This is a genomic window from Pseudomonas helleri, assembly GCF_001043025.1.
Lineage (GTDB): Bacteria > Pseudomonadota > Gammaproteobacteria > Pseudomonadales > Pseudomonadaceae > Aquipseudomonas > Aquipseudomonas helleri.
Genome location: NZ_JYLD01000006.1, coordinates 208859 through 224236, shown reverse-complemented (window position 1 = coordinate 224236; position 15378 = coordinate 208859). Strand labels below are relative to the sequence as shown.

The following is a 15378-nucleotide window of genomic DNA, read 5'->3' as shown; positions in this document are numbered from 1 at the left end:
ATGAGCCCGGTACTACCTGCCGATGCTGGCTATTTTTTCGGTCGATCGGTCGTCGAGCTGGCTGAACGCCTTCGCGACGGCAGCTTGACCAGCGTTGAACTGACCCAAGCCGCTCTCGACAGCATCGAGCGGCTGAACCCGACCCTGAACGCCTTCGTTCAAGTGGATGCACCGGTTGCACTGGCCCAGGCGCGCAAGGCCGACGAGCTTCTGAGCCAAGGCCAGGATCTGGGGCCGCTGCACGGCATACCTGTGGCGGTCAAAGACAACATCGACACGTTGGACTACGTCAGCACCTATGGCTCGGCGCATTTCGAAGGCTTCAGGCCGCGTCGTGATGCCGTGTGTGTGCAGCGTTTGCGCGAGGCGGGGGCGGTGATTGTCGGCAAAACCCTGACCCATGAATTCGCCTACGGCCCGACGGGCGACCGCTCGCTACAGGGCGCGGCCCGCAACCCGTGGGCCCCGGAATGCATCACGGGCGGCTCCAGCGCGGGCAGCGCGGCGGCCGTGGCCAGCGGCATGGTGCCGTTGGCCTTGGGCACGGACACTGGCGGCTCGATCCGGATTCCGGCGGCATTGTGCGGTGTGGTCGGCTTCAAGCCGTCCTATGCTGCCGTGCCGCTGGAAGGCGTATTCCCGCTGTCGTCCAGCCTCGACCACGCCGGGCCGATTGCCAACTCCGTTGAAGACGCGCGCCTGCTGTTCGAAGTGTTATCGGGCAAGGCATGCGCGGCGACTGCCAGTGATCCGCGTGCAGTGCGGGTTGGCTGGATCCGCTCGGGCAGCTTCGGCCCGGTCGACGTTGCAGTGGATCAACAGGTTTACCAGGCGGCCAAGCAGGTGTTTGGCGATACCCTGCAAGAAGTGACGGAATTGGCGGCCATGGCTGCTGGCATGAAAGAAACCCTGCTGATACTGCAACGCGCCGAGGCCTACGACGTGCATGCCGAGCGCATGCAAGAGGCGCCGCAATTGTTCGACCAGGAAGTGCGCGAGCGCCTTGAACTGTCGCAAGAAGTTCGCGGCTGGCAATACATTCGCGCGCAGCGGGCCCAGCAGCAGTATCAAGCGCAGATGGCGCGGTTATTCGAAGACTATGACCTGCTGGTTTCGCCCAGCGTACCGATCATCGCCCCGCCAGTGAACGCACGGGAGACACCCGTGGGCGAGCAACTCATCGACGTCCGCGCCGCCGTGCTCAGCTACACCAGCCCCTGGAACCTCACCGGCCTGCCCGCAATCAGCCTGCCAGCAGGGCAGGTAAGAGGCCTGCCCGTGGGCCTGCAAGTGATTGCAGCGGCGGGTGAAGATGAGCGTTTATTGCAGTGGCTGACCCATCACACCCCCACATAACCCCCAACCCCTGTAGGAGCGAGCTTGCCTCGCGATCTTTTGATCTTGAAAAGATCGCGAGGCAAGCTCGCTCCTACAGGGTGAACTGCCTCACCCCGCGATATACAACCCGCCATTCACATGCAGCACTTCCCCGGTCATGAAGCTCGATCCGTCACTGCACAAAAAGGCGATGACAGAGGCGATTTCACTCGGCTGGCCAAGGCGTTTGAGCGGGGTTTGTTCCACTGAGTCGCTGCCACGGGTGGCGATCAGGCTTTGTGTCATCGGGGTTTCGATAATGCCCGGCGACACCGCATTCACCCGAGTCTGTGGCCCCAATTCACGGGCCAGTGCGCGAGTCAGGCTTAGCAGGCCGCCTTTGGAGCTGCCGTAGTGGGCGTTGGAATACGCCCCTCGGTGCGCCGCCACGGAGGTCAGGTTAACGATGGCGCTGTTGGCGCGCAGGGCAGGGATGGCGCGGCTGCACAGGTAAAACACGCCGTCGAGATTGATGCCCAGGGTCTGGCGCCATTGCTCGTCGGTCATTTCGCGAATCGGTTGTGATTGGTACAGCCCGGCAGACGGCACCAGAAAATCAATCCCGCCAAAGCGCTCGACCGCCAGTTGCACTGCTTTTGCCGAGTCATCCGGGTCGCCAGCGTTCATGCGCAAGGTGGCCACACGCTCACCCTGCGGGTCCAGCGTCCGGGCGAAGTCAGCCAGCCCTTCACCGTCCAGATCCGTCAGCACCATCGACGCGCCGTATTGATAAAACAGCTTCGCCACTTCGCGGCCGATGCCACCGTTGGCGCCGGTCAACAGCAAGACGCGGTTGTTGAAGTCATACATGAGCAGTGTCTCCAGAGAGGGCAGGGGTCAGTGGCCGAGAATGCGCGCAACGTGTTCAGGCTGCAGATCAACACCGAGGAAACGGCAGATCTGCACCACCTGCCCGTAAATCATGTGCTGTCCGGGGTGAGTGCGGCAGCCGCGCTCGCGTGCCGCCGCCAGCAGCGCGGTGCCGTCGGCGCGCATCACCGCTTCGCAGACCAAAGCGCCTGCTCGCAAGGTGTTCGGATCGAGGGGCAGGGGATCATCGTCCTTGAGGCCCAGCGAGGTGGCGTTGATGACCACGTCGTAGTCCTGCGCATTGCCGTCACTGATGACCAGATCGAGCGCAGGAAACTTTTTTTGCAGACGCTCCAGCAACGCTTGCGCACGGGCCGGTGAACGGTTGTAGAGGGCCAGTCGTGCAGGTTTCTGCTGGGCGAGGGACCAGGCAATGGACTTACCCGCGCCTCCCGTGCCCACCAGCAACACGCGTTTGCCAGCAACCGTATGCCCCTGTTGGTGCAGACCGGCCAGCATGCCTTCGCCGTCAAAATTACCGCCCGTGAGGCGCCCGGTGTCAGGGTTGATGCGGATGGCATTCACCGAACCGACCTGGCGGGCGATGTCGGTCAGGTCGTCGCAGTATTCAAGGATGCTTTCCTTGTACGGGATGGTAACGACCAGGCCTTGCAGGTTGGCGAAGCCGCCAACGCCACCCAGCACCTTTTGCAGATTTTTGGCGTGCACGTGCAGGGGTACGCAGACCACATCCAAACCTTGGTTGGCCGTACTCTGATTGATGACTTGCGGGGTTTTTACATGGGCGATCGGATCAGCAACGATGCCGATCAAACGCGTTTGGCCAGTGATCATGAGGATTAACCTGTCTGACATTTGTTTTTGTTGTCTGACAGGATGGTAGGAGGCTTCCCTTTTCAGTGTCAAGGGTGCTGCAGGAGGATCAGTCCTGCAGGTACATGTCCATGCGTTTGGCAGCATTGCGCAGATGACGTTCGGCGGCTTCGCCCGCCCGCACCGGATCGCGCGCCTGAATGGCCTGGAAGATGGCCTGGTGTTCGTCCTGCACCGCCTGGATCAGCTCGTTGTAGATCGCCGCCGTGTTGCTGCGGGCCTCGCGAATCAGGCGCCGGACACTGTGATCGAGGTATTCATTCAGCGATTTGAAGTGCGGGTTATGGGTGGCCGCCACAATCGCCTGGTGGAAGGCATAGTCCTCTTCGTCGCCCAGTTGGTCGTTGACCATGGCGTATTCCATGCCGACCAACGCCTGGCGAATTTTCTTCAGGTCTTCGGGGGTGTGGCGCAACGCTGCAAGGCGCGTGGCGCCCACCTCGATGGTGATCAGGAACTCGAGGATGTGCAGCAGGGAGTCTTCTTCGTCGAGCGACACTTCGTTGAGGCGGAAGGCGTGACGCTCGCCGCGCTTGGCCACGAAAGCGCCTTTGCCTTGCTGGGTGGTGATCAGTTCTTCGAACTTGAGTTGCGACAAGGCTTCGCGCACCACCGCCCGGCTGACCGAAAACTGTTCGCACAACTGCCGCTCGCTGGGCAGTTGATCGCCGGTGGCCAGCCGCCCGGAGTGGATTTCGCCACTGAGCCAGTTGACGATTTCCATTGGCAAGGGCTGGTTGCTTTGTACGTTAACGCTTTTCATTGTGAGTCCTCTGCCGCGAGGCAGCGCGGGTACGGGCATAAGTGATTGGATGAGAATAGTGAAGGAATGGGCTGTGGTCTTACAAGTTTAGAAATTTTTTTATCGGCTCAAGCCTGCACATTTCAAGGTGTTTGAGTGAATCAATCGGAAATAAATGCACTTTTTCACCCGTGGGTGCTTTGACTTCGGCGCAGCGTTGTCGTAATTTTCGCCAACTGGTCTGACATGTCGATGATGATGTTCGACCAGATCGTACATAAAAATAAAAAACGAGGCTTCCATGCACACAAAGACCACGCTGCGTCTGCTCACCTTCGGCACGACCCTGCTCGCCGGTATCGCCTGCGCTGATCCTTTGAAAGTAGCGTTGGTCGAGACCCTGTCGGGACCCTCCGCCGCCACCGGGCAAATGTTCCGGGCTGCCACGCGCTTCCAGATCGATCGCCTGAACGCTGAAGGTGGCTGGAATGGTGAACCCATCCAGCTGCTCGAATTCGATAGCCAGGGCACCCCGGCCGGCGCTTCCGAAAAACTCAAGGCTGCAATTGGTAGCGGCGCACAAATGATCGTTCAGGGCGCCTCGTCAGTGGCGGCCGGGCAAATCACAGAAGATGTGCGCAAGTACAACCTGCGCAACAAGGGCAAAGAGGTCGTGTTCCTCAACGTCGGCGGTGAGGCCCTGGAACTCACCGGCAGCAAATGCCACTTCTACCACTTCCGCTTCAACGGCAACGCGCCAATCCGGGTCAAAACCCTGGTGGCAGCCATGAAAGAAGCCGGCACCCTGGGCACTAAAGTCTATTCCATGAACCAGAACTACAGCTGGGGCCAGGACATGGAAAAAGCCATCACCGACAACGCCGCGGCGGGGGGTTATCAGTTGGTGGGCAAAAGCCTGCACGACACCCAGAAAGTTCAGGATTTCGCCCCTTACATCGCCCGTATCCAGGCCTCTGGCGCTGAAACCGTGCTCACCGGTAACTGGGGCAACGACTTGCTCTTGCTGATGAAAGCCAGCCGTGCGGCGGGCCTCAAACTGCGCTTTGGCACCGCCTTCCTCGATCAGCCAGGCAACCTGGCGAACGCCGGTGATGTTGCGTTGGGGCATTACGTTTCGCACCCGTTCAACATTGAAGCCGCAGGCGAGCAGGGCGAGAAATTCGCCACCGAGTACCAGGCCAAGACCGGGCACCTGCCAGCCTATATCGAGCCGCAAACCGTGTTCGCCTTGCAGATGGTGGGCAATGTGCTGAAAACCTTGCCGGCTGAAGACGGCCGCCTCAACACCCGCAGCTTCGCCCTGGCCCTGGAAAAAGCCAGCGACAGCAACCCGCTGGGTGCCGTGCGCATGCGCGCCGAAGACCACCAACTGTTGATGCCGTTCGTGGTGTCGGTGGTCTCCAAAGACGCGCGCTACAAGGTTGACGGCACTGACATGGGCTTTGTCCCGATCAAGTCGTTCAGCGCCGATGAAGCCGCAGCGCCGGTGCAAGCTGACTGCCGCATGCAACGGCCCGACTGACGCCGCCTGGCGTGCCACCCGGCACGCCTTTTTGTCCATCGCGAGCGCTGGAGTCGCCTATGGAATTCCTCACAGTTTCACTGCTTAACGGCGTGATCTACGGCCTGCTGCTGTTCATGGTTTCAGCTGGCCTGACGCTGATCTTTGGCATGATGGGCGTGCTCAATTTCGCCCATGCCTCCTTTTATATGGTGGGTGCCTACCTGGCCTACACCCTGCAAAAATACGTCGGCTTTGTCGGCGCGGTGCTGCTTTCGACCGTGCTGGTGGGGCTGATCGGGGTGATTGTCGAGCGCTTCTTCCTGCGCCGCGTGCACAAGTACGGGCACGCTCACGAACTGCTGCTGACCTTTGGCCTGACGTTCATCATTGTTGAGCTGATCAAGTTGTTCTACGGCAACTTCTCGGTGGAATACCGGGTGCCGGAGTTCCTCAACTTCGCCGCGTTCCAGGTGTTCAGCACCGACTATCCGTTCTACCGGCTGCTGATGGGCATTGTCTCGCTGCTGGTATTTGCCCTGATCTATCTGCTGCTGACCCGCACCCGGGTCGGCATCGTGGTGCGCGCAGCAATCCATCGCCCACAAATGGCCGAGGCCCTGGGGCATAACGTGCCGCTGGTGTTCATGGCGGTGTTCGGCATCGGCGCGGCCCTTGCCGGGCTGGCCGGTGCACTGGCGGGCGCCTTCTACACCACCAACCCGAACATGGCGCTGGAGCTTGGGGTGATTGTGTTTGTCGTGGTGGTGGTCGGCGGTTTGGGCTCAATGGCCGGGGCGATGGTGGCCTCGCTGTTGATCGGCCTGATTTCATCCTTCGCGGTGGGCGTGGACCTCAGCCTGGCGTCAGTGTTCGGTCTGTTTGGTGCCGGTGAATGGGCGCAGCAAATGGGCGGTTTGATGACCCTCAAGGTGTCCAGCGTTGCGGCCACCATTCCATTTGCGCTGATGCTGCTGATTTTGCTGATCCGGCCATCCGGGTTAATGGGCGAGAAGGGGTAGACCATGAAACTCACAAAAATCCTGCTGCTGGTCTTGCTGCTGGCCCTCGTCGTGGTGCCCGCTGTTGTACCGGTGTCGATGGTCAACGCGGCCATTCAGATGCTGATCGCGGCCTTGTTTGCCTGCGCCTTTAACCTGCTGTGCGGGCAGGGCGGCATGCTTTCGTTTGGCCACGCGGCGTACTTTGGCGTCGGCTCGTTTGCCACGCTGCACGCGATGAACGCGCTCAATGGTCATGGCCTGCTGCCAACACCTTTGCTGCCGCTGATCGGCGCTCTGGGTGGTTTTATCTGCGGGGTGTGCGCGGGCTGGTTCGCGACCAAACGCGCTGGTGTGTACTTCTCGATGATCACCCTGGCGCTGGCCGAGTTGCTGCACTCGCTGGCTCCGCACCTGAGCGCGCTGTTTGGCGGTGAAGCGGGTATTTCGTCCATGCGCAGCCCGGCGTGGGGCCTGGATTTTGGCGATGCGACCCAAGTCTATTACCTGACCCTGGTGTGGGTGGTGATGTCGATTGCCTTGCTCTACGCCTTCACCCTGACGCCCATGGGCCGCCTGACTTTCGCCCTGCGCGAGAACGGTCACCGGCTGCAATTTCTCGGCTACAACGTGCACCGTTTGCGGGTGCTGGTGTTTGCCCTGTCAGCGATGTTTTCCGGGATCGCCGGTGGCTTGCAGGCCCTGAATCTGGAGTCGGCCAACTACGTGCTGTTTGATATGCACTATTCCGCCGAGGTGGTCCTCAACACCTATATCGGTGGGGTCAACGTGTTCCTCGGGCCGGTTCTGGGCGCGGCCTTGATGACCTTTTTTGGCAACGCCGCCTCCGACCTCACCCAATCCTGGTTGCTCTATCAGGGCCTGTTGTTCGTGCTGGTGATGATGTTTATGCCCAGCGGTCTGGCCGGGCTGGTGCTGGCCTGGAGTGCGCAGATCCGGCGCAACGGCTGGCTGGCAGTGATCCCTGCCGCCGTGACGGCGTTGCTGACGGCTGCGCTGGTGAGCCTGGCCGTGGTGTTTGCCATCGAAACCTTGCAACGGGTGTTCAGCCAGGATTACCAGGCGCTGCTGATTGCCGGTCAGCCGTGGCCCGCCATCAGCCTGTTTGGCCGCGACTGGTTGCCCGGTTCGCCACTGACCTGGGCCATGCCGCTGCTGCTGGGCCTGGCCGGGTTGTTGATGCTCAAACTGGCACGGCGCCAATGGCTGCGACTGCTGGACGATGAACACGGGTCCAAACCTGCCGCACTCACGCTGCAAGCCGAAGGAGATGCCCCATGAGCCGCGCGATTCTGCAGTTACACGACGTGCACAAATCCTTTGGCGAGGCCCACATCATTCGCGGCGCAGAGCTTGAACTGCGCGACGGCGAACGGCATGCGGTGATTGGCCCCAACGGTGCGGGCAAGTCGACGTTGTTCCACTTGATCTCCGGGCAGTTGCAGCCCACCAGCGGCAAGATCGTGCTGGGCGATACGCCGATTCAGGGGCGCTCGCCGGAGCACATCAACCATTTGGGGCTGTCGCGCTCGTTTCAGATCACCAACATTTTTCCGGGGCTGACGGTGTTCGAAAACCTGCGCATTGCCGTCATGCGCAAGCACCACATGCAGTACCACTTCTGGCGCTCGGTCCAGCGTTACCCCGAGGTGCGCGAGCAGACCGAAAAGCTGCTGGAGCAAGTGCGCCTGCAAGACAAGCAAAGCGTGTGTGCGGCGGAGTTGTCTTACTCCGAGCAGCGTGCACTGGAAATCGGCATGACCCTGGCCAGTGACCCGCGGGTGATCCTGCTCGACGAGCCCATGGCGGGCATGTCTCACGAAGAAACCGACTACGCCTTGCAGCTGATTCGTGAGGTGACCCAAGGCCGATCTTTGCTGATTGTCGAGCACGACATGGACGTGGTGTTTTCGCTGTGCGACCGCATCAGCGTGCTGGTGTATGGCCAGGTCATCGCCACCGGTACGCCGGATGAAATCCGTGCAGATCGCCGGGTACAGGAAGCCTATCTGGGTGAGGAGCAATGCGCATGAGTGCGACCCCGCAAAACCTGCTGTCGATCAGCGACCTGCATGTGCATTACGGCAAGAGCCACGTGCTGCACGGGGTCAACCTCAACATCGGCCACAACGAAGTGGTCAGCTTGCTGGGGCGCAATGGCGCCGGGCGCTCCACCACCATGAAAGCGGTGATGGGCCTGGTGCCTGCCAGCGCGGGCAGCATCCAGCTGGCGGGCCGTGAGTTGACCGGGCTCAGGCCGTATCGGGTCAGTCGGGCCGGGGTCGGTTTTGTCCCGGAAGAGCGCGAAGTGTTTGCCAACCTCAGCGTCGAAGAAAACCTGCGCATGGGCCAGCAAGAGCCGACGCCGGGCGCCACGGCATGGACGGTCGAGCAGATGTTCGAGTTTTTCCCGAGGCTGCGGGAGCGTCGTAACACCGGCGCGGGCAACCTCTCGGGCGGCGAGCAGCAAATGCTTACCTTGTGCCGCTCGCTGCTGGGTTGCCCGAAGGTGCTGCTGATCGATGAGCCCACCGAAGGCCTGGCGCCGAAGATCGTGGCGGTGGTGGCAGAGGCCATTCGCGACATCCACCACCGCGGGGTATCGATCCTGCTGGTGGAGCAAAAGCTGACCATCGCCCTGAAGGTGTCTTCGCGGGTCTGCGTGATGGGCCACGGGCAGATTGTTTTTGAAGGCACGCCGCAAGCGCTGACCGACGACCCCGATTTGATGAAGGAGTGGCTGGCGGTCTAGAGCGCCAGCCGCAACATTCAACCCGGCAGGTTCGCCTGCCAATTCCCCCCGACGGTATGGCGAAACACGCGTTCGCCAGGGGTTTCTGCGTCTTAAATCCAACAGGAAAAACAATAAAAATGAACCTGAATAAATACATCGCCGCACACCCCCTGCTGTTGCTGAGCACCTTGCCGGGCCTGGTTCTGGCGCAGGAGCATGGGTTTATCGAGGACGCCACGGCCAACGTGCTGATGCGCAACTTCTACTTCAATCGCGACTTTCGTGACAGCAACGCCAGCCAGGCCAAGAGCGAGGAATGGGCGCAGGGCTTTCTGCTCAATGCGCAGTCTGGCTACACCCAAGGGCTTGTGGGGGTGGGCGTCGACCTGATCGGCCGCCTCGGGGTCAAGCTCGACAGTGGTGGAGGGCGTGCGGGCACGCTGTTGCTGCCTGCCGACGGCAAAGGCTCGGCGGATGACTTTTCCAGCCTGGGCGCGGCGCTGAAATTAAAGATGTCGAAGACCGAACTGAAAGTCGGTGAACTGCTGCCCAGCCTGCCGATCCTCCAATACAACGATGCGCGCCTGCTGCCGCAGACGTTTCAGGGGGCGATGCTGACCTCCAAGGAAATCACCGGCCTGACCCTGAATGCCGGGCAGATGCGCTCCTTCACCCAGCGTAATTCCAGCAACCGCGAAGACATGTTTATCGATGGCCGCGCCTTCGCCACCTCTGACCGTTACAACTATTTGGGCGGTGAATACCGCTTCAACCAGGAACGCACCATGGTCGGCCTGTGGGGCGCCGAGCTGGAGGATATTTACCGGCAGCGCTTTATCCAGTTCACCCACAAACAACCTGTAGGCGACTGGACCCTGGGCACCAATATCGGCTTGCTCGACTCAGAAGAGCAGGGCGATGCCAAGGCCGGCAAAATCGACAACCGCTCGTTCTTCACCACCCTCAGCGCCGCCCATGGCGGGCACACGGTAATGGCTGCCTGGCAGCGCATGTATGGCGATGACGGAACCATCTGGCTCAGCCCGACCACCACTGTGTTGCCCAGCGATGTTCAGGTGCGCAATTTCGCCTCCGCCCAGGAAAAAGCCTGGCAACTGCGTTACGACTACAACTTTGTCGCCATGGGCATCCCGGGGCTGACCACCTTTGTGCGTTACGTCAGTGGCGACAATGTACTGGTGGCGGGCAGCAACACCGGCAAGGAATGGGAGCGCGACTTTGACGTGTCGTACGTGATCCAGAGCGGCCCCCTGAAAAACCTGGGCCTGCGCTGGAGAAACGCCATGGTGCGCTCCAGTTTCGGCCCGTCAGTGGACGATAACCGCCTGATCGTCAGCTACAGCCTCGCGCTGTTTTGATCGGCAAGTTGACTGATCCGGTAACAATTTCCTTTGACAGAGCCCTTACTGCGGGTTAGTTTTTCGTCACTGGTCTGACAAGTTAATTCAAATGTATGACCAGCTATAAAAATAAGTGAGAACCTCATGTCCCATTCAGATAGCTCTGCACCTGTTTTCCAGCACAGCGCCTATGCCGGCATCCAGGACAAAGTGGTGGTGGTCACCGGCGGCGGCAGCGGCATTGGTCTGGCCCTCGCCAAAGGCTTTGCGCGCAACGGCGCACATTTGCTGCTGATCGATATCAACGCTCAGGCCATGGCCGATGCCAAGGGCGAGCTCCAGCAAGGATTCCCTGAGTCCCGGGTTGAATGCTTCGAGGCGTCGGTAACTGACGAAGACGCCATTGACGCAGCCTTTGCTCACGCCAAGGCGTGCTTCGGGCGCATTGACGTGCTGCTCAACAACGCCGGTGTTTCCATCAACAAACCGTCCCTCGACATCACCCCGGCCGAATGGCGCCGGGCCGTAGAGATCAACTTCAGCAGCGTGTTCATCTGCGCCCAGGCGGCTGCCCGGCACATGATCGAGCAGCAAGCGGGCGTGATCATCAACACCTCGTCGATGTGGGGCGTGTCGCACTCCGCAGAGCGCACCGCGTACTGCTCGACCAAAGCGGCGGTGGTGTCCATGACCAAATGCCTGGCCGTCGAGTGGGCGCGCCACGGTATCCGCGTCAACGCCATCGGGCCTGGTTACACCCGCACTCCGCTGGTCGATGAACTGCAACGCGCAGGCCGTCTGGATGTTGACGCCCTGAGCAAGCGCACGCCGCTGCACCGCCTGGGTGAACCGGGCGAAATGGCCGAGCTGGCGCTGTTTCTGGCCTCTGGCAGCGCGACCTTCATTACCGGGCAAATCTACGTCTCGGACGGCGGCTGGACCGCTAACGGTTTCTAGCTTTCCTTCGTTGTGCCGGCCCGCAGGGGCCGGTCGCTTTGAGTTCTTTGTGGAGAAGTAAACATGCCGAATAGTGTTGCCTTGTCGCCGGCATCGCCGTGGGTCGAGCTGAGTACCACCGACGCCGACTGGAAGCAGGCCGACCCCGCGCTGCTGGGCACCATGCTCAGCCAGTTGCACCTGATCCGGGCATTTGAAGAAACCGTACTGGAACTGGCTGGAGAAGGCCTGGTGCACGGTCCGGCGCACTCCAGCATCGGCCAGGAAGGCGGCGCGGTCGGTTCGATCGTGCCGCTGGGCGCAGCAGATGAAGTCAACGGTTCACACCGTGGCCACCACCAGTTTCTGGCCAAGGCGCTGGTGTACCTGATGCCCGAAGGCATTGACCCGAAAGCGCCGGTCAACCCGTCGATCCAGAATTTGCTGCAACGCACCCTGGCAGAAATCCTCGGCCTGGCCCAAGGCTTCTGCAAAGGCCGGGGCGGCTCCATGCACCTGCAATGGGCCGAGGCGGGCGCCCTGGGCACCAACGCGATCGTTGGCGGCGGTGTACCGTTGGCGGCGGGCGCGGCCTGGGCCCACCGGCATGCGCAGACCGACACCGTGGCGGTCACCTATTTCGGTGATGGCGCGGTCAACATCGGTTCGGTGCTGGAAACCATGAACCTGGCGGCGGCCTGGAAGTTGCCGCTGTGCTTCTTTATCGAGAACAACCTCTACGCCGTGTCGACCACGGTGGATGAAGCCACCGCCGAACCGCGCCTTTCGGCCCGCGGCCTGGGCTTTAACATCCCGAGCTGGAAAGTCGACGGCATGGACCCGCTGGCGGTGTACCTGGCCATGCAACAAGCGCTGGCGCACATGCGTGCCGGCAATGGCCCGACCGTGATCGAAGCCGACGTGTACCGTTTCTTCCACCAGAATGGTCCGTTCCCCGGTAGCGCCTTCGGTTATCGCACTAAAGAAGAAGAACAACACTGGCGTGCCCGCGACCCGCTGGACCGCCTGGCCACTGAAATGAAAAAACGCGCGCTGATCGACGATGCCGGTCTGACCGCGCTGCGTGAAACCATCAAGGCGGCCATGGCTGAAGCCGCGGCGCAATTGCTTGAAGCGGACCCGTCCGGCAAGCCGGGCAAACGGCGGATTCGCCCCGAGCTGTGGCCAGCAGCGGACTTTCGTGACGTGGGCATTCGTGGCGACCTCAGCGAGCTGGCCGATGCCCGCACGTGCGAGCAAGCAAGCTACAGCGGCACCCTGGAAAAACGCAAATTCATCGACGCGATTGCCGACGTGATGAACCGGCGCATGGAAACCGACGACAGCATCGTGGTCATGGGCGAAGACGTGCATCGCCTCAAGGGCGGCACCAACGGCGCCACCCGTGGCTTGAAAGAACGTTTCCCGGAGCGGATTCTCGGCACGCCCATCAGCGAAAACGCCTTCTGCGGCCTTGGCGGCGGGATGGCCCTCGATGGCCGTTTCAAACCGGTGGTGGAATTCATGTACCCGGACTTTATGTGGGTGGCCGCCGACCAGGTATTCAACCAGATCGGCAAGGCCCGGCACATGTTCGGCGGGCAAAGCGACGTGCCCTTGGTACTGCGCACCAAAATCGCCATGGGCACCGGCTACGGCTCGCAGCACTCCATGGACCCGGCAGGTATTTACGTGACCAGCCCCGGCTGGCGCATCGTCGCCGCGTCGACGCCGTTTGACTACATCGGCCTGATGAACACCGCGCTGGCCTGCAAAGACCCGGTGCTGGTGATCGAACATGTCGACTTGTACAGCCAGACCGGTGAAGTGCCGAGTGACGACCTGGACTACCAGATCCCGTTTGGTACCGCCGCCATTCGCCGCGAAGGCCGCGAGCTGACCATCCTGACCTACCTGAGCATGGTCGGGCATTCCATGGAAGCCGTCGAGCAGACCGGCATCGACGCCGAGGTCATCGACCTGCGCTTTCTCGACCGCGCCAGTTTTGACTGGGCCACGGTAGAGGCGAGTATCCGCAAGACCAACAACGTGCTGATTGTCGAGCAGGGCGCCCGTGGCACGTCCTACGGTGGGTGGCTGGCAGACGAACTGCAACGCCGTTGCTTCGACTGGCTCGACCAGCCGATTCAGCGGGTTACCGGCGGTGAAGGTTCGCCGAGTATTTCCAAAGTTCTGGAGCGTGCCGCCAGTGCCCGCACCGAAGAAGTGGTTGAAGGCCTGCAACAGGTCATCCGCGAAAAAGGAGCACGTACATGAGCGTCAACATGCTGGTTCCAATGGAAGTCGGTATTTGCTGCGTCGACTTGCCGGCCCTCAGCCGGTTCTATCAGGACGTGCTGGGCTTTACCTTTGTCGCCCAGGTGCAAATGCCCGCCGCCGCAGCGCAACGCGTGGGGCTGAGCGAGGGTGGTTACAGCGTGGTGCGCTTGCAGACGCCTTACGGCGAGCGGATCAAATTGCTTGCCCCGGAGCGCACGCCCACCCGGCATGTCGACGGGGTGATCCTCGACCGCCAAAACGCCAGTTACCTGACCTTTATCGTCGAAGACATCGCCAGCCTGGTCGCCGACCTGAAGCGCGCCGGTGCGAGCTTTTTCGCCGGTGACGAGGCGATCCAGCTGCGTCCCGAGGTGAAAGCGCTGTTTTGCCGCGATCCGGAAGGCAACGTGCTGGAGTTGGTCGAGTACGCCGACATCGCCGCCTACCGTCCTGACCTTTTCAACCACCGGAGTGCCTGATGGCCAAGCTCTTGCACATGCCCGAGGTGTCGGCCAACGCGACCCACGCCGCCATCCAGAATTGGGCCATCAAAGAAGGCGAAACAATTGCCGTGGGCGATTGCATCGCCGAGATCGAAACTGAAAAAGCCCTGGTAGAACTGGCCGCTGAAGAAGAGGGCGTGCTGGGTAAAATCCTCGTCGAGGCGGGCCGCGAAGTGGAAGTCGGCTCGCCTATCGGTGTGTTGTTTGCCAAAGGTGAAAGCAACGTCGACATTGCGGCGTTGCTGGCCAAGGCGGGCGCGCAACAGACTGCACCCGCGCCGGTAGCCGATGAGGCGCCTGTCGTACCTGCGCCTGTCGCTGCGCAGCCCGCGAAAACGGGTCGGGTCTTTGCCAGCCCCTTGGCCCGCCGTCTGGCGGCGGCCAAAGGGCTGGACGTGGCGAGCCTTAAAGGCAGCGGCCCCAACGGCCGTATCGTCAAGCGCGACGTCGAAGCCGCCAGCGCCGCCCCCGTAGCGCCTGCACCGGTGGTTGCGGCAGCGGTCAGCGGCCCGGCCTTTGATGAAATCCCCCACAGCGGCATGCGTAAAACCATTGCCCGGCGCCTGGTAGAGAGCAAGGCCACGGTCCCGCATTTTTACCTGGACGTCGAGATTCGCATGGAGCGCTTGCTGGCCTTGCGTGAGCAAGTCAACCAGAGCGCGCCACGCAAAATCTCGATCAACGACTTTATCGTCAAGGCCGTGGCCGTGGCCTTGCGCCAGGTACCGGCCATGAACGTGACCTGGACCGACACTGCGCTGCGCCAGTACCACGAGGCCGATGTGTGCGTCGCAGTGTCCACGGACACCGGGCTGATTACTCCGGTAGTGCGCAATGCGGGCGGCAAAGCCTTGTCGCAGATCAGCGCCGATGTCGCCGAACTGGCCGGGCGTGCCCGTGACGGACGCCTGCGGCCCGAGGAATATCAGGGCGGCAGCTTTACCATCAGCAACCTGGGCATGTTCGGTGTCGAGCAATTCAGTGCCATTATCAACCCGCCTCACGCAGCTATTCTGGCCGTGGGCGCGACCCAGCAGAAGCCGGTGGTTGAAGACGGCGAGCTGAAAGCCGGCGCGGTCATGCGCTGCACCTTGTCGGTGGACCACCGCGCCGTGGATGGTGCGCTGGCGGCGCAATGGCTGGCCGTATTCAAAGGCCTGATGGAAAACCCGCTGGGCATGCTGATTTGAGGGAGTC

Annotated in this window: 14 protein-coding genes; 11 read left to right on the top strand and 3 right to left on the bottom strand. The window is 61.5% G+C overall.

Annotated features, from left to right (window positions below; all coding sequences use genetic code 11):
• Window positions 1-1356 (top strand): amidase, encoded by a 1356-nt coding sequence (locus tag TU84_RS11965; RefSeq protein WP_048369289.1) that lies wholly within the window; start codon window positions 1-3, stop codon window positions 1354-1356.
• Window positions 1357-1446: 90 nt separating this feature from the next.
• Here TU84_RS11965 and TU84_RS11960 read toward each other — a convergent pair whose 3' ends face one another.
• From TU84_RS11960 to TU84_RS11950, 3 genes are all read right to left on the bottom strand, one after another.
• A complete protein-coding gene (locus TU84_RS11960) occupies window positions 1447-2187 on the bottom strand; it encodes an SDR family NAD(P)-dependent oxidoreductase (protein WP_048369288.1) in 741 nt (246 codons plus the stop codon).
• 27 nt (window positions 2188-2214) lie between these two features.
• Window positions 2215-3042: a shikimate dehydrogenase family protein gene (locus tag TU84_RS11955; protein ID WP_048369287.1), complete on the bottom strand. Its 828-nt coding sequence runs from the start codon at window positions 3040-3042 to the stop codon at window positions 2215-2217.
• Between the two features lie 88 nt (window positions 3043-3130).
• Window positions 3131-3844: a FadR/GntR family transcriptional regulator gene (locus tag TU84_RS11950; RefSeq protein ID WP_048369286.1), complete on the bottom strand. Its 714-nt coding sequence runs from the start codon at window positions 3842-3844 to the stop codon at window positions 3131-3133.
• 280 nt (window positions 3845-4124) lie between these two features.
• On the opposite strand from TU84_RS11950, the gene TU84_RS11945 reads away from it, so the two are divergent.
• The 10 genes from TU84_RS11945 (at window position 4125) to TU84_RS11900 (ending at window position 15371) form a co-directional block, all read left to right on the top strand.
• Complete coding sequence (locus TU84_RS11945; RefSeq protein WP_088500383.1) at window positions 4125-5366, top strand: branched-chain amino acid ABC transporter substrate-binding protein; 1242 nt, start codon at window positions 4125-4127, stop codon at window positions 5364-5366.
• A gap of 59 nt (window positions 5367-5425) precedes the next feature.
• A complete protein-coding gene (locus TU84_RS11940) occupies window positions 5426-6367 on the top strand; it encodes a branched-chain amino acid ABC transporter permease (RefSeq protein ID WP_048369285.1) in 942 nt (313 codons plus the stop codon).
• A 3-nt stretch (window positions 6368-6370) separates the two neighbouring features.
• Complete coding sequence (locus TU84_RS11935) at window positions 6371-7648, top strand: branched-chain amino acid ABC transporter permease (protein ID WP_048369284.1); 1278 nt, start codon at window positions 6371-6373, stop codon at window positions 7646-7648.
• Entirely contained in the window at window positions 7645-8400 is a 756-nt protein-coding gene (locus TU84_RS11930) for an ABC transporter ATP-binding protein (RefSeq protein WP_048369283.1), read from the top strand. Before TU84_RS11935 ends, TU84_RS11930 begins: the two co-directional genes overlap by 4 nt.
• Entirely contained in the window at window positions 8397-9119 is a 723-nt protein-coding gene (locus tag TU84_RS11925; RefSeq protein ID WP_048369282.1) for an ABC transporter ATP-binding protein, read from the top strand. The genes TU84_RS11930 and TU84_RS11925 overlap by 4 nt, the downstream gene beginning before the upstream one ends.
• A gap of 119 nt (window positions 9120-9238) precedes the next feature.
• Window positions 9239-10480 (top strand): OprD family porin, encoded by a 1242-nt coding sequence (locus TU84_RS11920; protein WP_048369281.1) that lies wholly within the window; start codon window positions 9239-9241, stop codon window positions 10478-10480.
• A gap of 126 nt (window positions 10481-10606) precedes the next feature.
• Window positions 10607-11419, top strand: coding sequence for an SDR family NAD(P)-dependent oxidoreductase (locus tag TU84_RS11915; RefSeq protein ID WP_048369280.1), 813 nt, complete (start codon window positions 10607-10609; stop codon window positions 11417-11419).
• A 63-nt stretch (window positions 11420-11482) separates the two neighbouring features.
• Window positions 11483-13675: an alpha-ketoacid dehydrogenase subunit alpha/beta gene (locus tag TU84_RS11910; RefSeq protein ID WP_048369279.1), complete on the top strand. Its 2193-nt coding sequence runs from the start codon at window positions 11483-11485 to the stop codon at window positions 13673-13675.
• Window positions 13672-14157: a glyoxalase/bleomycin resistance/extradiol dioxygenase family protein gene (locus tag TU84_RS11905; RefSeq protein ID WP_048369278.1), complete on the top strand. Its 486-nt coding sequence runs from the start codon at window positions 13672-13674 to the stop codon at window positions 14155-14157. Before TU84_RS11910 ends, TU84_RS11905 begins: the two co-directional genes overlap by 4 nt.
• A complete protein-coding gene (locus TU84_RS11900; RefSeq protein ID WP_048369277.1) occupies window positions 14157-15371 on the top strand; it encodes a pyruvate dehydrogenase complex dihydrolipoamide acetyltransferase in 1215 nt (404 codons plus the stop codon). Before TU84_RS11905 ends, TU84_RS11900 begins: the two co-directional genes overlap by 1 nt.
• Window positions 15372-15378: the final 7 nt, after the last annotated feature.

Coding starts and splice junctions, on each gene's coding strand:
- TU84_RS11945 (WP_088500383.1), top strand. CDS start 4,125: ATGCACACAAAGACCACGCTGCGTCTGCTCACCTTCGGCACGACCCTG.
- TU84_RS11960 (WP_048369288.1), bottom strand. CDS start 2,187: ATGTATGACTTCAACAACCGCGTCTTGCTGTTGACCGGCGCCAACGGT.
- TU84_RS11965 (WP_048369289.1), top strand. CDS start 1: ATGAGCCCGGTACTACCTGCCGATGCTGGCTATTTTTTCGGTCGATCG.
- TU84_RS11935 (WP_048369284.1), top strand. CDS start 6,371: ATGAAACTCACAAAAATCCTGCTGCTGGTCTTGCTGCTGGCCCTCGTC.
- TU84_RS11955 (WP_048369287.1), bottom strand. CDS start 3,042: ATGATCACTGGCCAAACGCGTTTGATCGGCATCGTTGCTGATCCGATC.
- TU84_RS11950 (WP_048369286.1), bottom strand. CDS start 3,844: ATGAAAAGCGTTAACGTACAAAGCAACCAGCCCTTGCCAATGGAAATC.
- TU84_RS11915 (WP_048369280.1), top strand. CDS start 10,607: ATGTCCCATTCAGATAGCTCTGCACCTGTTTTCCAGCACAGCGCCTAT.
- TU84_RS11920 (WP_048369281.1), top strand. CDS start 9,239: ATGAACCTGAATAAATACATCGCCGCACACCCCCTGCTGTTGCTGAGC.
- TU84_RS11905 (WP_048369278.1), top strand. CDS start 13,672: ATGAGCGTCAACATGCTGGTTCCAATGGAAGTCGGTATTTGCTGCGTC.
- TU84_RS11930 (WP_048369283.1), top strand. CDS start 7,645: ATGAGCCGCGCGATTCTGCAGTTACACGACGTGCACAAATCCTTTGGC.
- TU84_RS11910 (WP_048369279.1), top strand. CDS start 11,483: ATGCCGAATAGTGTTGCCTTGTCGCCGGCATCGCCGTGGGTCGAGCTG.
- TU84_RS11925 (WP_048369282.1), top strand. CDS start 8,397: ATGAGTGCGACCCCGCAAAACCTGCTGTCGATCAGCGACCTGCATGTG.
- TU84_RS11900 (WP_048369277.1), top strand. CDS start 14,157: ATGGCCAAGCTCTTGCACATGCCCGAGGTGTCGGCCAACGCGACCCAC.
- TU84_RS11940 (WP_048369285.1), top strand. CDS start 5,426: ATGGAATTCCTCACAGTTTCACTGCTTAACGGCGTGATCTACGGCCTG.